Origin of the sequence: Pseudomonas sp. P108 (assembly GCF_032613195.1) — a bacterium.
In the GTDB taxonomy this organism is placed as follows: domain Bacteria; phylum Pseudomonadota; class Gammaproteobacteria; order Pseudomonadales; family Pseudomonadaceae; genus Aquipseudomonas.
On sequence record NZ_CP126691.1, the window covers coordinates 2366847 to 2383754 of the forward strand.

The following is a 16908-nucleotide window of genomic DNA, read 5'->3' on the forward strand; positions in this document are numbered from 1 at the left end:
GCGGCCATGAACTCATCCTCGCCACAGGCGCAGAAGCAGCGCGGCATGGCCATTATCAGCGCCTTGCTGATTGCCGCCGTGGTTGCGGTGATTGCGGCTGGCATGCTCACCCGGCAGAGCGTCTTTACCCGTTCTCTTGAAGCGGAACAGTCCCGAGTGCAGGGTGCTGCCGCGCTGTTGGCGGGTCTGGAGCTGAGTCGGCAACTGCTCAGGGACACGCGTCAACAGGGCGCGCAGACCCGGCTCGATCAACCTTGGGCGCAGCCTGTCAAAAGCCACTTGTTGAATTCGCCGGGGGGCGGTTTCGAGGGGCGCATCGAGGATCAGCAAGGCAAGTTCAATTTGCGCAATTTACTCAGCAATGAGCGCGTCGATGGCGGGCAGTTGCGCAGCTTTGAACGCCTCTGCGAAATGATCGGAATCGATGCTGCCCTCAGCCAGCGCATCAGCCAGCGAGTCATTGCCTCCTACCCGAGAATGCCCGACCTGCAAGCCGTCGGGCAAAGCATGGCGCAGGCGGGTTTTGGCAGCGTCCGCGCGACGTCACCGAGTGCGCGTCGCCAGCCATTACCGGCCACTCAGCCGATGTTGCGCAGCCTTGATGATTTACGTGGCCTCGAAGGCATGACCGAGCAACTGCTTGGTCGTTTGAATCAGTATGTCAGCCTGATTCCGGCCAAGACCTGGGTCAACGGTAATACCGCCAGCGCCGAGGTATTGGTGGCGGTGGTACCGGGTTTATCGCTCGCGCAGGCCAGGGCCGTGGTGGGAGAGCGGGATAGTGGCAAGTGGTTCGTCAACCGCGGGGACTTCGTCAACCGTCTGCACTTGCCGCATCTGACTGTCGACGGACTGAACGTCGGCATCAGCAGCGATTGGTTTCTGCTGCGCGGACACGCGCGTCGTGATCAGCGCCGCGTCAGCCTGGATGCGTTGCTGCATCGACCTGCCGACGACCTGCCGAAAGTGGTCTGGTCGAGGCTCGGCGTATGACTCGCCTGCGAATCGCCTTGCCGCCGCTGGCGGGTTTGACCTCAGACTCTGAGGTTGAATTTGCGCGTCTGGATCGGCACGACCAGGTCAGTCAGACCGGTGTCAGTACGCTGTTGCTGATTGAACAGGAGTGGCCGTTACAGCCGGTTGAATTTTTTCTGCATCCGGCGGACAGCGTACTGACCAGTTTGCCGTTGCCACCGCTGACGCCGGTGAAGATCGAGGCGGCGGTGAAGTGTGCCGCGCAGGCGCTGATTCTAGGTGGCACTGAACAAATGTACGTTGCACACAGTGCTCGTGAGGTCTCGGGGCAAGTGGCGCTGGCCTGGCTCGCGCAGGCGTCTCTGGATCGTTTCGGGCAGTTATTGACTCAGCACCGATTGAAGCTGCGAGGCCTTTATCCGGCGCCTTATGCGTTGCCGGTCCCCGCGCAGGGGCAGGTCAGCGTGTGCGTGTTGGAGGGACAATTGCTGCTGCGCTTCAGCCGTGCGCAGGCTTCGGTAGAACCTTTGGCGCAGGAGCGTCTGGATGAACTCGTCACCAGTGGTCGCGGCTTGCAGTGGATCGGCGCGGATGCTCCTGCAACAGTCGTCGAACCACGACCTGCGGAGCAGCGCTGGTGTGGCGTTGCGCCGGGATGGGGGTTGCATACAGGCATCGGCAAGGCTGCCGGCCCCGCTTGCGGTTGGGGCAAGGCCGTCTTCTGTTGCGCCTTGGCGATCGCGATCTGGGTGTCGGGGCTGAACCTTTACGCGGCCCGTGAAGTGACCGAGGGCGAACAGCTCAAGGCGCAAATGAGCCAGCGGGTGAAGCAGGCTTTTCCAGAGTTACCGGTGATTCTCAATCCGTTGCAGCAGGCTCGCCAGCAATTGGCAGCCCGGCACAGCGGTGTGGCGGCCGACGCGAATCACGGGTTTGCCTATCTGGTGCAACACGCCGCGAGCGCGCTGCCGTTTATGGCGGGCAGCGTTCAGCGCATGACCTTTGAGCAGGGACGTTTGCAGTTGGAGTTGGCCGCCGATACTGCGCAGGCACCCGCCGACGGCGCATTGCCGGGAGCGCTGACACAGGCCGGGTTGGTCGCCAGGCGCGAAGACAACGTGTGGATTTTCAGCCCGCAGATTGAGCCGGCAGCGGTTGAGGACGATGCCGTCATGGACAGCGACGATGAATAACCTACTGGCGATCTATCGGGCTCGCTGGCTGCTGCTGCGAGCACAGATTCATCGGCATTGGGCGCCGCTGAGCTTGCGCGAAAAGCGCCTGGTCGCGGGCACCGCATTGATGTTGGGGGGCGTGCTGATCTGGCTGTTGCTCGTCCAGCCACCGCTGAAAAAAATTGAACATTGGCAAACCGAAACGCCGAAGTTGCGTGGCCAGGCCGAGGCGCTGGATCTGTTGTTGCGCGAGGTGGCGACAGCGCCCACTGGGCAAAACTTTGAGGGATCATTGCAGCAATCTCTCGATGGCAGCGGGCTGCTTGGTCACTACCAGTTGCAGGCAATTGGCACCGCTTGGCAGTTGACGTTCGAGGATGCACCTGCTGATGCCGTCATCAGTTGGCTGTTAATCCACCCCGTGCAGTTTTCACTTGAAGTGGTCGAGGCTCGTTTGCAGCGTGCAAGTGAGGTCAAGGTCGATGATACGGCAGGCACTCTGTCGGGAACCGTTCGCATGGATCAGGCGCTGGGCGCTAAGGAAGCTTCATGAAGTGGTCAGGTTCCAATTATGTACGTACGGCCGCGCCGTTACTGTTGTTGGCACTGAGCGCGTGCAGCAACACCAGCACCACGCCGCAGAATCAGCCGCCATTGCTGGTCGACAGTGAACTGGGCCGGCCGTTGGCCAACACCCAGCGCAGCGGCGACGCGGTGCTCGACCGCGAACGCGCACAGGCGCAGGCGCGACCTGCGCCGAAGCCATTGCACAACATCAGCAAGAGTGCGCGCAGTGGCGCGGCGGCGTCGTCGGGTATCGCATTGCCGAGCAATCCGTTGGGCGATCAGCCGGTGACGCTGAATTTTGTCGACGCGGATATTCAAGCGGTGGTGCGCGCTTTGTCGCGTTCGACCGGGCAGCAATTTTTGGTCGATCCTCGGGTGAAGGGCACGTTGACGCTGGTGTCGGAAGGTCAGGTGCCAGCGCGGCAGGCTTACGACATGTTGCTGGCGGCGTTGCGTATGCAGGGTTTCAGTGTGGTAGATGTTGGTGGCGTGGCGCAGGTGGTGCCGGAGGCGGATGCGAAGTTGCTCGGCGGGCCGATTTACAGCGCTGACAAACCGGCGGGTAACGGCATGCTCACCCGTACGTTCCGTTTGCAATACGAGAACGCGGTGAACCTGATTCCGGTGCTGCGGCCGATCGTTTCGCCGAACAATCCGATCAACGCCTATCCGGGCAATAACACCATCGTCATCACCGATTACGCGGAGAACCTGACGCGCGTTGCGCAGTTGATTGCGAGCATTGATTCGCCGAGTGCGATCGACACCGACGTGGTGCAGATTCAGAACGGCATCGCCGCTGACATCGCGCCGATGGTGGCGGATTTGCTCGATGCACCGGGCAATGATCCGACGCAGAAAATCGCGGTGATTGGGGATCCGCGTTCCAACACCATCATCATTCGCGCCGGCAGCCCGGAGCGCACGGAGCTGGCGCGTAATCTGATTTACAAACTGGATAACGCGCAGAGCAATCCGAGCAATCTGCATGTGGTTTATCTGCGTAACGCGCAAGCGGCGAAACTGGCGCAGGCCTTGCGCGGTTTGCTGACGGGCGAGAGTGACAGCGGCACCAGTGACAGCGCGCGTTCGGTGCTTAGTGCGATGGGTGCTAGCACTGGCGGCAATGCTGGGCAGAGCGGCCAGAGCGGTACGCAAACCAGCGGCACAACATCGACCAGCAATAGCAGCGGCAGTACCGGCGGCAGTTACGCACAAGGCAGTGGCGGCACCAGTAGCAGCGCTAATCAGACGAGCGAGCAGAACGTCGCCTTCAGTGCCGGCGGCGTGACCATTCAGGCTGACGCCACCACCAACACTTTGCTGATTTCCGCGCCGGAGCCGTTGTATCGCAACCTGCGCGAGGTGATCGATCTGCTCGACCAGCGTCGTGCGCAAGTGGTGATCGAAAGCCTGATCGTCGAAGTCGGCGAGGACGATGCCAGCGAGTTTGGCGTGCAATGGCAGACCGGCAATCTTGGCGGCAACGGCGTGATCGGCGGGGCGAATCTGGGTGGTTCGGGGATCAACACCAACGGCAAGACCAGCATTGACGTACTGCCTCAAGGGTTGAATCTGGGCTACGTCAACGGCACCGTCGACATCCCCGGCATCGGCAAGATTCTCGATCTGAAAGTGCTGGCCCGGGCGTTGAAGAGCAAGGGCGGCACCAACGTGTTGTCGACGCCGAATCTGCTGACCCTGGACAACGAAGCGGCGAGCATTTTTGTCGGCCAGACCATTCCGTTTGTCAGTGGTAGTTACGTTACCGGCGGCGGGGGCACCAGCAATAACCCGTTCCAGACCGTGACCCGCGAAGAGGTGGGTTTGAAGCTCAATGTGCGCCCGCAAATTTCCGAGGGCGGTACGGTGAAGCTCGATATCTATCAGGAGGTCAGCAGCATTGATGAGCGGGCTTCGGCCAGTTCGACGTCGGCGGGGATTGTGACCAACAAACGGGCGATCGACACCAGTATTTTGCTCGACGACGGCCAGATCATGGTGCTCGGTGGGTTGCTGCAGGACGGCTACAGCCAGAGTAACGACGCGGTGCCATGGCTGGGCAGCCTGCCGGGGATTGGCGCACTGTTTCGCAACGAGCGCCGGGCGATTACCAAGACCAACCTGATGGTCTTCCTGCGTCCGTACATCATCCGCGACAGCGAAGCGGGGCGCAGCATCACCCTCAACCGCTACGACTTCATGCGCCGTGCGCAGGGCGGTTTGCAGCCTGAGCGCAGCTGGGCGATGCCGGACATGCAGGCGCCGCAGTTGCCGACGGCGGCGCAAGGTGTGCCGGCGGTTTTACCTGGGTCGGGTCCGCGCGCAACCATCAAAGCGGTGCCGATCCAATGAGTGCATTGCCTTACGCCTGGGCCAAGGCGCAGCGCATTCTGTTGTGCGATGGCGTGTTGACGGTGTGCCCGTCGACGCCGGGCTGGTCGATCAGCGAGGCGCGGCGTCAGTTTGGCGCGACCACGATTCAGCGGGTGCGCGATGACGAACTTGATGGCTTGCTTGCCAGCGCGTATGCCGACACTGGTAGTGCAGCAGCGGTGGTCGGCGCGGCGGAAAACGAAGTCGACCTCGACCGCCTGATGCAGGACATGCCGGAAATCACCGACCTGCTCGACACTCAGGACGGCGCGCCGGTGATTCGCATGATCAATGCCTTACTCACGCAAGCGGCGCGCGATGAGGCCAGCGACATCCACATCGAGCCCTTCGAAACCCATTCAGTGGTGCGCTACCGCGTCGACGGTACGCTGCGCGATGTGGTCTCACCGCGCAAGGCGTTGCACGGTGCGCTGGTGTCGCGGATCAAGATCATGGCGCAGCTCGACATCGCCGAAAAACGCCTGCCGCAGGATGGTCGTATCGCCTTGCGGGTGGCCGGGCGGCCGATCGATATTCGTGTTTCAACCGTGCCGACCGGGCATGGCGAAAGGGTGGTGATGCGTCTGCTCGACAAACAGGCCGGGCGTCTGCATCTGGAAACCCTCGGCATGGACGCACAGGTGTTGGCCAAACTCGACCACCTGATCCGCCAGCCCCACGGCATTGTGCTGGTCACCGGCCCCACCGGCAGCGGCAAAACCACCAGCCTCTACGCGGCACTGGCACGGCTCGATGCGAGCACCAGCAACATTCTCACCGTCGAGGATCCGGTGGAATATGACCTACCGGGGATCAGCCAGATTCAGGTCAACGCCAAGATCGACATGACCTTCGCCCTCGCACTGCGGGCAATTCTGCGCCAGGACCCGGACATCATCATGATCGGCGAAATCCGCGATCTCGAAACCGCACAGATCGCCGTGCAGGCTTCGTTGACCGGTCACCTGGTGCTGGCAACCTTGCACACCAACGACGCAGTGTCGGCGGTCAACCGCTTGATCGACATGGGCGTCGAACCGTTTCTGCTGGCGTCTTCAATGCTCGGGGTTTTGGCGCAGCGACTGGTGAGGCGGCTGTGCAATCAATGCAAGGAAGAAGACCCCACTGCGCCCGGCACCTGGCGCCCGGTCGGTTGCCCAGCGTGCAATCAAACCGGCTACAGCGGCCGCACCGGCATCCACGAATTGTTCTGCATCGACGACGATATCCGCACACTGATCCACCAAGGGGCAGGGGAGCAGGCTCTGCGCGCATCTGCTGCCAAGGCCGGGATGTTCAGCCTGCGCGAGGACGGTGAACGCTGGATCCGCAGCGGCGCCACCGCGCCTGAAGAAATCCTCCGTGTGACACGGGACGCCTGATGAATCGCTATCGTTTTGAAGCCGCCGATGCCAGCGGCAAGATCGAAACCGGGCACCTTGAGGCGGACAGCCAGGCTGCCGCGTTCACAACATTACGCGGGCGCGGTTTGACTGCGTTATCGGTGCACAAGGAAAGCAACGTCGCCCAGCACGGCGGCGGTGGATTGTTCAGCGCCAAGCTCTCGGACAACGATCTGGCCTGGGCCACGCGGCAACTGGCGAGTCTGTTGGGCGCGAGTCTGCCATTGGAAGCCGCGCTGAGTGCCACGGTCGAACAGGCTGAAAAAAAGCACATCGCCCACACCCTCAGTGCCGTTCGTGCGGATGTACGCAGTGGCATGCGGCTGGCGGAATCGCTGGCGGCGCGGCCACGGGATTTTCCCGAGATTTATCGCGCGCTGATCGCCGCGGGGGAGGAGTCCGGCGATCTGGCGCAGGTCATGGAACGGCTGGCGGATTACATCGAAGAGCGCAACAACCTGCGTGGCAAGATTCTTACGGCGTTCATCTATCCGGGTGTGGTTGGTCTGGTGTCGATCGGCATCGTGATTTTTCTGCTCAGTTACGTGGTGCCGCAAGTGGTCAGCGCGTTTTCCCAGGCGCGGCAGGATCTGCCGGGGCTGACCCTGGCAATGCTCAACGCCAGTGATTTCATCCGCAGTTGGGGCTGGCTGTGCGCAGCGATCATGACCGCTAGTTTCTGGAGCTGGCGCCTGTATTTGCGCAATCCGGCGGCGCGTTTGAGTTGGCATCATCGGGTGCTGAAGTTGCCGCTTTTCGGTCGTTTCATCTTGGGGCTGAACACTGCACGGTTCGCCTCGACGCTGGCGATTCTCGGCGGCGCCGGGGTGCCGTTGTTGCGTGCGCTGGAGGCGGCGCGGCAGACGCTGTCCAATGATCGTTTGAGTTTGAGCGTCACTGAGGCCACGGCCAAGGTGCGTGAGGGCGTGAACCTGGCGGCAGCGTTGCGGGTGGAGAACGTGTTTCCGCCGGTGCTGATTCACCTGATCGCCAGCGGCGAAAAAACCGGATCGCTACCACCGATGCTCGAGCGCGCAGCGCAAACCCTGTCGCGGGATATCGAGCGGCGGGCGATGGGCATGACGGCGTTGCTGGAGCCGCTGATGATCGTGGTCATGGGCGGGGTGGTGCTGGTGATTGTGATGGCGGTGTTGTTGCCGATCATTGAGATCAACCAACTGGTCCAGTAAAGGTGTGTCTGATGTTTTGGTGCTGACTGGGCTGGCCTCTTCGCGAGCAGGCTCGCTCCCACAGGGGGAACGCATTTCAAATGTAGGAGCGAGCCTGCTCGCGAAGGGGCCAGTCAGGGCAATGAATAATCAAAATTTTCCCAGAACTCCAACTCCACCCCGGCACCATCTTCAAGCAGACATGAAAAAGCCCTCGTCACCGAGGGCTTTTCATTGACACGGTTACATCGATCAATCAGATCTTGCCAGCGCCAGCCTTGGCCTTAACATCGGCCGCGACTTTGTCCGCGTTCAGCGGGGTGTAGCTGTAAGGCGGGGTCCAGCCGATGTTGGTGCCCCACTTGCAGGTCAGCAAGGTGCCATTGAGCGTAGAACCCTGATCAAGGTAGGTGCTGCCACCGTAGTCGCCGGCGATTTTGTCGCAGCCGCTGATGCCGGAGATTTCGAAGGCGTTTTTCTCGGAGAAAATCTTCGAGTTTTTGCCCACGCCGTGCGCGTAGCTGAACGGGTAGACCTTATGGCTGGTGCTGCCCACGTGATAGTTGTTGTACAGATGCACCTGGCCGAAGCGCACGCGTGGCGCGCGTGCAGAGATGTTTTCGAACAGGGTGTTGTGGATCGTGACCTTGAGCTTGCCATCATCGGTGGTACGGCTGTCGCTGGAACCGATCAGGTTGTTTTTCTCGTGCGATTTGAACGCCGAGTAGGAAATGGTCACGTAGTTGGCACCGTTTTTCACGTCCAGTGCGCCGTCGTGGTGTTGCTTTGGACGACCGTTGGCGGTGCCGTTCTGGTCATCGGTGCGGCGGCCATCGGTGAAGGTGACATGGTCGACCCACACATTGTTGGCGCCTTCGATGGTCAGCCCGTCGTACTCGGAGTTCCAGTTGCCGGCGCTGCCGTCATTGGCGTCCCAGATCGGCTCGGGATCCCATGGGTTTTCGATGGTGATGTTGCGGATGATCACATCGTTTTCCTTGGCATAGAAGAAACCTTCGCGGATCTCTGCCGTGCTGCTCGTACCGACGATGGTCGTCTTGCCCGGGATATCCAGACGACCGCGCTTTTTCATATCGGCGGTCGTCGTATAAGCTTTGCCTTCGCTGATGTCGATAGGCCCGGTAATCTTGATGATGCGCCCGTTGGTGCCGACCGAAGCGCTGAGTGCGGCTTTCAGTTCGGCGGCGTTCTTCACGGTGTAGATATTGTTGGCTGCCGCTCTGGAGCCACCTTTGGTGCCACCGTTTTGCGTGGCCCAGCCAGTCGTTGCAACATCCAGCCAGATATCGGCCGCTTGTGCAGGGAGGCTGGAAAACAGCAGGCTGCCGACGATGGCGCTGGCCAGTTTGCAGGCCGTGAAGGTTGTTGGTTTTGTCATGAGTAATCAGATCCTTGATTAACTTGAGTGTTTTACACGCGAAATTTCGACGTGTTTCTCGAGCGGACGTCCTTATCGCCATTGCAGCGAATCGAACGTCCGCTGCATGAGAAATCCTATCATTGAACTGGTGCGTTGTCGTACAACTGAATGGGCTATGATGCGTAATTATTCGAAAACTCGAGATTTTTGTTGCTGATGGACAGATCCAACGCCACACCCAATGTTCGTCGTCGGCATCGCAGCCTGGCGGAGGACCTGGTCACCGAGCTGTCCCGACGCATTTGCAGTGGCGAACTCGCGCGCGCGACGAAGCTGCCGACTGAATCTCAGGTCATGGCCGAGCACGGCGTCAGTCGCACAGTGGTGCGCGAGGCAATATCGCGTCTGCAGGCAGCAGGCTTGGTGGAAACCCGTCACGGTATCGGTACCTTTGTTCAGGACATTCCCAGCCCGAGCGGTTTTCGCATTGATCCGGACAGCATCGTCACGCTTCAGGATGTCTTGGCAGTGCTTGAATTGCGCATCACCCTTGAGGTCGAGGCCGCTGGCCTGGCGTGTGCGCGGCGTACCGATGAGCAACTGCAACTGATGCGTGATTCGCTGGACGCCATCAACTCCCGCGCCGTCAGTGTCGACTACGCCGTGTCGGCGGATTTTCAGTTCCACCAGCAAATTGCGCTGGCCACCGGCAACCGCTATTTCACCGACATCATGCTGCACCTGGGCGCGAACATTCTGCCGCGCACACGCTTGCATTCCAAACGCCTGGAGAATGACCGCAAGGAGCCCTATCTGGAGCGCCTCAGTCGCGAGCATGAAGACATTTACATTGCGATTGTCCGACGTGATTCCGACGCCGCCCGCGCAGCCATGCGTTTGCATCTGTCCAACAGCCGCGAGCGTCTGCGCCGTGCCTACGAGGCCGCAGACGCGGCGGCGTTGAACGTCTGAAGCCTCAGGCGCGGGCCTTGGGTTCGGGCAGGCCTTGAACGCCCGGGTTGAGGGCGAAGACTCCGCCCGCCAATGGCTGGTCAGCGAGATCGATGCCTTGCGGGCGAATCGAGGTGACAAACAGGGTGTCGAGCCGAGGGCCGCCAAAGGCGCACATCGTCGGTTTCTTTACCGGTACCGGCAGCGCGCGATCCAGTTTCCCCTGCGGGGTAAAGCGCAACACCAGGCCGGCATCAATCGCGCAGATCCAGTAACAACCGTGTGAATCGACGGCGGCACCGTCCGGTCGACCGGGGTGGTCGTTCATGTCAACAAACAAGCGGCGGTTGTGCGGCGTGCCACTGTCGATGTCGTAATCGAAGGCCCAGATCAGTTGCCGGCTCGGGTGCGAATCGGACAGATACAGGATGCTCCCGTCGGGACTGAACGCCAGGCCGTTGGGCACCACAAGGTCCTCCAGTTGCGGCGCCAGCACCGATGCATCATTCGGGTTTTGCGCGTCGTATCGATACAGCGCGCCGACCGCCTCGGCACCCATAGCGGTTGGCATCGAGCTGGCCCAGAAGCGTCCCTGACGATCGCAGCGACCATCATTGAAACGCATGCGCGGGCGGGCGTGCTCGACGCCGATGAGCTTTTCCGCAGCCAGACGTCCGTCAACCTGCGGGCGCAGTTTGAACAGGCCACTTTCCTGCGCGCCCAGCCAATGTCCCGCTTCGCTGCGGGCGATACAGGCGAGCATTTCATCCGCCTGCCAGCAGTCGGTCTGGCCATCGAGCTGCCAGCGATGCAAGCGACCGGCCGGAATATCCACCCAATACAAGGCATTTTCGTCGGCTTGCCAGACCGGGCTTTCACCGGTGGCGTTGCGCGCATCGACAATCAGTTCAGCACTCATGAGCGCGTCTGCGCCGGCGTTTCAAACGGACCTGCTGCGGTAAAAGCGCCGCCCTGATACAAGCGGTCCGGGTGGTCGGCAGCGAGTGCCGGTTGTTGTTCGACCTTTGCGCGAAAGGCTTCGGAGCTGTCCTGCGGCGCAAAGCCCAGGTGCGCGGCGTGCCGGTTGTTCCACCACTGATCCCGGTTGGCGGACACCCCGTACACCACGCTGTGCCCGACATCGCTGGCCAGCAGTGCGCGGGCGATCAGGTGCTGCAGATCGGTATAGCTCAGCCAGGTCGCCAGCATGCGCAGGTTGCGCGGTTCGGGGAACGAGGAGCCGATGCGCAGGCTCACTGTTTCGATGCCATAGCGGTGGAAATAGAAGGTTGCCAGGTCCTCGCCGTAAGCCTTCGACAAGCCGTAATAACCGTCCGGGCGACGCGGCGAATGGGCGTCGATCTGTTCGTCCTGCGAGTAAAAACCGGTGACGTGGTTGGAGCTGGCGAACACGATGCGCTTGACCCCGTGCAGGCGCGCGGCCTCATAAACATGAAAGGTGCCGCGAATATTCGCCTCGAGAATTTCTTCGAAGGATCGCTCCACCGAGATCCCGCCCAAATGCACGATGGCATCGACGCCCTCGACCAGCGCGGCGACAGCGGCCTTGTCGCTCAGATTGCAGTTGATCACTTCGTCATGCGCGCCGCGGCTCGGCGTCATCGCACTGATGTCCGAGGAGCGGACGATGTCGGCGTGAACCTGCAGTGTTTCGCGCAGAATCTGGCCGAGCCCACCGGCGGCGCCGGTCAGCAGAATACGGTTGAAAGGTTTGGCTTGCGTAGCGTGTGTGGTCATGGTCGGGTCTTCCATTACGCGGTGGTGAAGAGGGTGGGGCGGCAGGGTGTCTGCCCGACAAGCGATGCGCGCTCGCCAGGCAAAACCAGTGCGCGGCTTACATGAAGTTGTATTGCACGCCCAGACGCCAGCGAGCCTGGCGGTCGGGTGAGGTGGACTCGACTTTGATGTCGCCGATTTCCATGAAGGGCGCCCATTGTTTGGTGAGCTTGTATTTGACGATCAGGTTCTGTTCGTAGTCGCTCTTCTTGTTGTCGTAGCGGATGTAGTCGGTCTTGAAATAGATGAACTGATATTCGTAAGCCCACTTGTTGGCTGGCGTGTAGCCGAGCCAGCCTTCGAAGCGGTGGGTGGTCTGGTCATCCTTGTAGTGATCGGGCATGTCTTTGTTGACCTGATCGCGATCGAGTTTGCGCAGGTCCAGGCGATAGCGCGTCGCTACGTAAAAGGCGTCGTCGATCTTGTAGTTGTACTTGAGGCCGAACTTGTAGGCGGTCGCATCCTTGGAGCTGTCCATCTGAAACGCCGGGGCCAGCGTCGACTGCGCGCTGAGCTTGTAGTTGTAGCTCACCGTGAACTCATGGCCGTTGTTGACCATGTTGTCGTAGGCGACATCTTTGCGGTCACCGGCCGTGCGGTATTTCATCTCCGCCTCAAATCCCAGGCCACTGTCCAGGCGGTAGTTGAGCTTGATTCGGTCGGCGTGGGCGCTGTCCTCCTCGGTGTACTGGTGGCGGTAGTTGAGGCTGGCGGAGTCAGCGTTGACAGCGAAGGGCAGGCCGAGGGCCGCGACAGTGACGAGCGTGCGTAGGGTGGTGTTCATACGGTCTTCTTTTTTTGTTTTTGTTAGGGTCGTTTGACGAGTACTACAGGCACCGCGATGTTGCGTATGGCTCTCATTTTAGGCGCAGATATAAGTTATCGTACGACAAGATGACTCGTCTACGTGATTTTGCTGGTTTAGAAACATATTGATACATATACGCCCTGTGAATAGGGGTCTAAAGCAAGTCCTGTTATTCCGTAGTCATCTTTAAATATGGCGCTTTGCTGGACGTTTAGCCGCAAAGGCTTCGATTCGAAGAGGTGTTATTGGGTCTTTTCAAGTGTTGTACGATGACCTATGATCGATCGCAACCGACGACACTCCTGTCACAAATCCAATAAGAAGGCTCAAGACGTCCATGAGAATCACAGCAGTCAACGTCCAGGTTTTTTCCTATCCCACCCGCCGCGCAGTCGACAGCGCCGGTCATGCTCATCCCGGTGATGTCAGTCAGGCGCAAATGGCGTTGCTGCGCATCCAGACCGAAGACGGCAAGGAGGGTTACGCCCTCGGTGCGCCGGAGCTGATTCGTCCTTATGTGCTGGACGGTTTTGTGCGCAAGGTGCTGGTCGGGCAGAACGCCTTTGATCGCGAAAAGATCTGGCATGACCTGGCGCACTGGCAGCGTGGTAGCGCCAGCCAGTTGACTGATCGCGCGCTGGCATTGGTCGAGCAGGCGTTGTGGGACTGGGCGGGGCGCAAGCTCGGCGTGCCGGTGCACAAGTTGATCGGCGGTTTTCGCGACAAGGTGCCGGCGTACGGCTCAACCATGTGCGGCGATGAATTGCCTGAGGGCCTGGCGACGCCGGAAGACTACGGACGCTTTGCCGAAACGCTGGTCAAGCGCGGCTACAAGGCGATCAAGTTGCACACCTGGATGCCGCCGGTCTCGTTCGCACCGAGCCCGCGCATTGACGTCAAAGCCTGCGCGGCGGTGCGCGAAGCGGTGGGCCCGGACATCGCCTTGATGCTCGACGGTTATCACTGGTACAGCCGCACCGAAGCGTTGTACATCGGACGCGAACTGGAAAAACTCGACTTCGCCTGGTTCGAAGAGCCGATGATGGAAGAATCCGCCGAATCCTATGCCTGGCTGGCGGGGCAACTGGACATTCCGGTACTCGGGCCGGAAACCTTGTCCGGCAAACACCTGAGCCGGGCCAGTTGGGTCAAGCACGACGTTTGCGACATCCTGCGTGCCGGCGTTGCCGGGGTCGGCGGGATCGGGCCTTGCCTGAAAGTCGCACACATGGCCGAGTCGTTTGGCATGGACTGCGAAATCCATGGCAACGGCGCAGCCAACCTGACGGTGGTCGGCGCGATCAAGAACTGCACCTGGTACGAGCGCGGCTTGCTGCACCCGTATCTGGATTACGACGAGGTGCCGGCGTACCTCAAGCGCCTGGTCGACCCGATGGACAGCGATGGTTTTGTGCACCTGTCCGACCTGCCGGGTCTGGGCGAAGACATCGACTTCAACTTCATCGAGATGAACACGCTTAAAAGCTTCTGACGTGTACGCGGGCTGCCCGGTACATGCCGGGCTGTCCGAGAGCCCTATAAATATAAGAAAGGCACTCTCGCTATGAACATTCTTCCTTCGCTGTGGGCGCGGGTTCTGGCGGCTACCCTGGCGGTGACCGCGCTACCTGTCGTCCATGCCAAAACCCCGGCCGATCAATTGATCGTCGGCATGAGCATGATCAATTTGCTGTCCCTCGATCCGGCGGCGGCCACCGGCCTGGACGTGTCGGAGATCAATGCCAATCTCTATGACATGTTGCTGGTGCAAGACGTCGCTGCGCCGGATCGGCTGTTGCCGGCACTCGCCGAGCGCTGGCAAGTCAGCGACGACCGCAAGACCCTGACCTTCAATCTGCGCCACGGCGTGCAATTTCAATCGGGCAACCCGTTGAGCGCCGAAGACGTCGCCTGGTCGTTGCAGCGCGTGCTCAAACTCAACCTTGCGCTGGCGTCGACCTGGAAGGCTTACGGTTTTACCGCCGACAATGTCGAGCGTTCGATGCGCGCGACCGATGCCAATACCTTTGTCATTGAACTACCGCGACCTACCGATCCGCAGTTGGTGCTCAACACGCTGGCGACGTCGCCCAGCGCCTTCATTCTTGACCGCAAAAAAGTCCTCGAACATCAGAAGAACAATGACCTGGGCGCCGCCTGGCTGGTGACGCACGCCGCCGGCAGTGGTGCCTTCGTGCTCAATGACTGGCGCGCCAACGACGTGATTCTGATGAGCCGTTTCGACGGTTACTGGGGTGGCCCGGCCAAGCTCAAGCGCATCGTCATGCGCAACATGACCGAGTCGCAGTCGTTGCGTCTGATGATCGAACGGGGCGACCTCGACATCGCCAAAGGCATGTCGGCGCCGGACATCCAGGCCTTGCAGAAAAGCGACAAAGTCCGCACGCAAACCCTGCAACGCGGCACGCTGTATTACGTCGCACTGAGTGTGAAGCAGCCGATGTTCGCCGACGCGCGCGTGCGCAAGGCTGTGCGCTCGTTGATCGACTACCAGGGCATCAACCAGACCGTCATGCCGCACTACGGCGTGATCAATCAGCGCCCGATGCCGTTGGGACTGGCCGCGCGCTTGCCGGATCCCGGTTATCGACTGAATGTCGATGAGGCCAAAAAACTCCTGGCCGAAGCTGGTTACCCGAACGGGTTCAAGACCAGTATTCGCGTGCTGGCCGAACCGCCCTTCATCAACATTGCCTCCAATCTGCAATCGACGCTGGCGCAGGCCGGGATCGAAGCCAGCATCATCACCGGCACCGGTAACCAGATCTACGGCGCCATGCGTGAGCGCAGTTTCGACATCATCGTCGGCCGTGGCGGTGGCGGTGCCGAACGTCATCCCCATTCGAGCCTGCGCACGCTGGTGTACAACCCGGATAACCGTGACGAAGCCAAGCTGAGCAACTTCCAGGGCTGGCGCACTTCGTTTTACAGTCCCGAGTTGAATCAGTTGATCGAGAGTGCCGAAGTCGAGCCCGATGCGCAGAAACAGCAGGCGCAGTATCAGGACATCCAGCAGCAACTCGATCAGCAAGTGGGCGCGATTCTGCCGGTCTCGCAGATGACCGACACAGTGCTGGTCTACGCCGATGTTGCCGATTTTCAAGGGCACACGGCCGCGACCACGCGCTACAAAGACGTCTACAAAAAACGCTGAAATGCACGGATGAACTTCGCGTGCCGGGTGCACCGGTGACCGTTTTATCAGGAGCTGACTATGTTTGTTATGACTGCCTCTGCCATGGGAGCCCGCGCCTCCAATACTGCGCGGCGTGCCAGCACGGTACTGGTGACGTTGCTGGGCCTGCTGGCGCTGACGTTTATCATCGGTCGGGTCATGCCGCTCGATCCGGTGCTGGCGGTGGTCGGGCCGGACGCCGACAGTTCGACCTACGATCAGGTGTACCGGGCGATGGGGCTCGACAAGCCGATCTGGACCCAGTTCGGCCTGTACCTCAACGACTTGCTGCACGGCAATTTCGGCAACGCGCTGTTGACCGGGCACCCGGTGCTCGATGACATCCGCCGGGTGTTCCCGGCCACCATCGAACTGGCGACCCTGGCCATCCTCTTCGGTGTGCTGATCGGTTTGCCGCTGGGTGTATGCGCGGCAAGTAATCAAGGGCGACTTGGCGATCATGTCGCGCGAGTGATTACCCTGTTCGGCTATTCCACGCCGATTTTCTGGCTGGGCATGATGGGCCTGCTGGTGTTTTACGCCTGGCTCGGCTGGGCCGGGGGCGCCGGTCGCATCGACCTGGCGTACGACGGCATGGTGCCCGAAGTCACCGGGCTGTTGCTGATCGATTCGGGCCTGGCCGGTGATTGGGAAGCCTTCGCCAGCGCCTTGCGCCACATCGTCTTGCCGGCGCTGATCCTCGGGCTGAACTCGGTGGCTTACATCAGTCGGATGACGCGCAGCTTCATGCTCGAGCAACTGTCCCAGGAATACATCATCACCGCTCGGGTCAAGGGTTTGTCGCGCCGCCAGGTGGTCTGGGGTCACGCCTTTCGCAACATCCTCGTGCAATTGCTGACGGTGGTGGCGCTGGCTTACGGCTCGCTGCTCGAAGGCGCGGTGCTGATCGAAACGGTCTTTGCCTGGCCGGGTTTCGGCCAGTACCTGACCAGCAGCCTGATGCTCGGCGACATGAATGCGGTGATGGGCTGTGTGCTGGTGATCGGTTTGATTTTTGTCGCGCTCAACCTGATCAGCGATGCCTTGTACAAGGTCTTCGATCCACGCACCCGTTAACGCGCCTGGCTGCGGCACCAAAACTATAAAAAC

14 protein-coding genes are annotated in these 16908 nt (G+C 60.7%); 10 read left to right on the forward strand and 4 right to left on the reverse strand.

What is annotated here, in order from left to right; all coding sequences use genetic code 11:
* Positions 1–6 precede the first annotated feature (6 nt).
* From gspK to gspF, 6 genes are read left to right on the forward strand one after another with little or no spacing between them, the layout of a single operon-like run.
* Positions 7–993: a type II secretion system minor pseudopilin GspK gene (gspK, locus tag QOM10_RS10390; RefSeq protein WP_316917969.1), complete on the forward strand. Its 987-nt coding sequence runs from the start codon at positions 7–9 to the stop codon at positions 991–993.
* Complete coding sequence (gspL, locus tag QOM10_RS10395; protein WP_316917970.1) at positions 990–2168, forward strand: type II secretion system protein GspL; 1179 nt, start codon at positions 990–992, stop codon at positions 2166–2168. Before gspK ends, gspL begins: the two co-directional genes overlap by 4 nt.
* Positions 2161–2703 carry a type II secretion system protein GspM gene (gene gspM / locus QOM10_RS10400; protein ID WP_316917971.1) on the forward strand — a complete coding sequence of 181 codons (543 nt, stop codon included), beginning with the start codon at positions 2161–2163 and terminating at the stop codon, positions 2701–2703. Before gspL ends, gspM begins: the two co-directional genes overlap by 8 nt.
* Positions 2700–5072: a type II secretion system secretin GspD gene (gspD, locus tag QOM10_RS10405; RefSeq protein ID WP_316917972.1), complete on the forward strand. Its 2373-nt coding sequence runs from the start codon at positions 2700–2702 to the stop codon at positions 5070–5072. Before gspM ends, gspD begins: the two co-directional genes overlap by 4 nt.
* Positions 5069–6475, forward strand: a complete 1407-nt coding sequence (gspE, locus tag QOM10_RS10410; RefSeq protein ID WP_095122795.1) for a type II secretion system ATPase GspE — start codon at positions 5069–5071, stop codon at positions 6473–6475. Before gspD ends, gspE begins: the two co-directional genes overlap by 4 nt.
* Positions 6475–7686, forward strand: coding sequence for a type II secretion system inner membrane protein GspF (gene gspF, locus QOM10_RS10415; protein WP_316917973.1), 1212 nt, complete (start codon positions 6475–6477; stop codon positions 7684–7686). The genes gspE and gspF overlap by 1 nt, the downstream gene beginning before the upstream one ends.
* A gap of 235 nt (positions 7687–7921) precedes the next feature.
* Here gspF and QOM10_RS10420 read toward each other — a convergent pair whose 3' ends face one another.
* Positions 7922–9064, reverse strand: a complete 1143-nt coding sequence (locus QOM10_RS10420) for a polysaccharide lyase family 1 protein (RefSeq protein ID WP_175554793.1) — start codon at positions 9062–9064, stop codon at positions 7922–7924.
* Positions 9065–9262: 198 nt separating this feature from the next.
* On the opposite strand from QOM10_RS10420, the gene QOM10_RS10425 reads away from it, so the two are divergent.
* Positions 9263–10018, forward strand: coding sequence for a FadR/GntR family transcriptional regulator (locus tag QOM10_RS10425; RefSeq protein WP_038364752.1), 756 nt, complete (start codon positions 9263–9265; stop codon positions 10016–10018).
* Positions 10019–10022: 4 nt separating this feature from the next.
* Here the strand turns inward: QOM10_RS10425 and QOM10_RS10430 are convergent, their stop codons facing one another.
* The 3 genes from QOM10_RS10430 to QOM10_RS10440 all read right to left on the reverse strand — a co-directional run bounded on the left by QOM10_RS10430 (position 10023) and on the right by QOM10_RS10440 (position 12578).
* Positions 10023–10916: an SMP-30/gluconolactonase/LRE family protein gene (locus QOM10_RS10430; RefSeq protein ID WP_316917974.1), complete on the reverse strand. Its 894-nt coding sequence runs from the start codon at positions 10914–10916 to the stop codon at positions 10023–10025.
* The gene (locus tag QOM10_RS10435) at positions 10913–11755 is read right to left on the reverse strand and encodes an NAD-dependent epimerase/dehydratase family protein (protein WP_150774021.1); all 843 of its coding nucleotides are present in this window, start codon (positions 11753–11755) and stop codon (positions 10913–10915) included. The genes QOM10_RS10430 and QOM10_RS10435 overlap by 4 nt, the downstream gene beginning before the upstream one ends.
* 97 nt (positions 11756–11852) lie before the next feature.
* Positions 11853–12578: an oligogalacturonate-specific porin KdgM family protein gene (locus tag QOM10_RS10440; protein ID WP_316917975.1), complete on the reverse strand. Its 726-nt coding sequence runs from the start codon at positions 12576–12578 to the stop codon at positions 11853–11855.
* Between the two features lie 361 nt (positions 12579–12939).
* Between QOM10_RS10440 and QOM10_RS10445 the strand changes: the two genes are divergently transcribed.
* The 3 genes from QOM10_RS10445 to QOM10_RS10455 all read left to right on the forward strand — a co-directional run bounded on the left by QOM10_RS10445 (position 12940) and on the right by QOM10_RS10455 (position 16875).
* Positions 12940–14094 carry a mandelate racemase family protein gene (locus QOM10_RS10445; protein ID WP_008079679.1) on the forward strand — a complete coding sequence of 385 codons (1155 nt, stop codon included), beginning with the start codon at positions 12940–12942 and terminating at the stop codon, positions 14092–14094.
* A gap of 72 nt (positions 14095–14166) precedes the next feature.
* A complete protein-coding gene (locus tag QOM10_RS10450) occupies positions 14167–15777 on the forward strand; it encodes an ABC transporter substrate-binding protein (RefSeq protein ID WP_160039193.1) in 1611 nt (536 codons plus the stop codon).
* A gap of 84 nt (positions 15778–15861) precedes the next feature.
* Positions 15862–16875: an ABC transporter permease gene (locus QOM10_RS10455; protein ID WP_410479220.1), complete on the forward strand. Its 1014-nt coding sequence runs from the start codon at positions 15862–15864 to the stop codon at positions 16873–16875.
* Positions 16876–16908: the final 33 nt, after the last annotated feature.

Coding starts and splice junctions, on each gene's coding strand:
- gspK (WP_316917969.1), top strand. CDS start 7: ATGAACTCATCCTCGCCACAGGCGCAGAAGCAGCGCGGCATGGCCATT.
- gspL (WP_316917970.1), top strand. CDS start 990: ATGACTCGCCTGCGAATCGCCTTGCCGCCGCTGGCGGGTTTGACCTCA.
- gspM (WP_316917971.1), top strand. CDS start 2,161: ATGAATAACCTACTGGCGATCTATCGGGCTCGCTGGCTGCTGCTGCGA.
- gspD (WP_316917972.1), top strand. CDS start 2,700: ATGAAGTGGTCAGGTTCCAATTATGTACGTACGGCCGCGCCGTTACTG.
- gspE (WP_095122795.1), top strand. CDS start 5,069: ATGAGTGCATTGCCTTACGCCTGGGCCAAGGCGCAGCGCATTCTGTTG.
- gspF (WP_316917973.1), top strand. CDS start 6,475: ATGAATCGCTATCGTTTTGAAGCCGCCGATGCCAGCGGCAAGATCGAA.
- QOM10_RS10420 (WP_175554793.1), bottom strand. CDS start 9,064: ATGACAAAACCAACAACCTTCACGGCCTGCAAACTGGCCAGCGCCATC.
- QOM10_RS10425 (WP_038364752.1), top strand. CDS start 9,263: ATGGACAGATCCAACGCCACACCCAATGTTCGTCGTCGGCATCGCAGC.
- QOM10_RS10430 (WP_316917974.1), bottom strand. CDS start 10,916: ATGAGTGCTGAACTGATTGTCGATGCGCGCAACGCCACCGGTGAAAGC.
- QOM10_RS10435 (WP_150774021.1), bottom strand. CDS start 11,755: ATGACCACACACGCTACGCAAGCCAAACCTTTCAACCGTATTCTGCTG.
- QOM10_RS10440 (WP_316917975.1), bottom strand. CDS start 12,578: ATGAACACCACCCTACGCACGCTCGTCACTGTCGCGGCCCTCGGCCTG.
- QOM10_RS10445 (WP_008079679.1), top strand. CDS start 12,940: ATGAGAATCACAGCAGTCAACGTCCAGGTTTTTTCCTATCCCACCCGC.
- QOM10_RS10450 (WP_160039193.1), top strand. CDS start 14,167: ATGAACATTCTTCCTTCGCTGTGGGCGCGGGTTCTGGCGGCTACCCTG.
- QOM10_RS10455 (WP_410479220.1), top strand. CDS start 15,862: ATGGGAGCCCGCGCCTCCAATACTGCGCGGCGTGCCAGCACGGTACTG.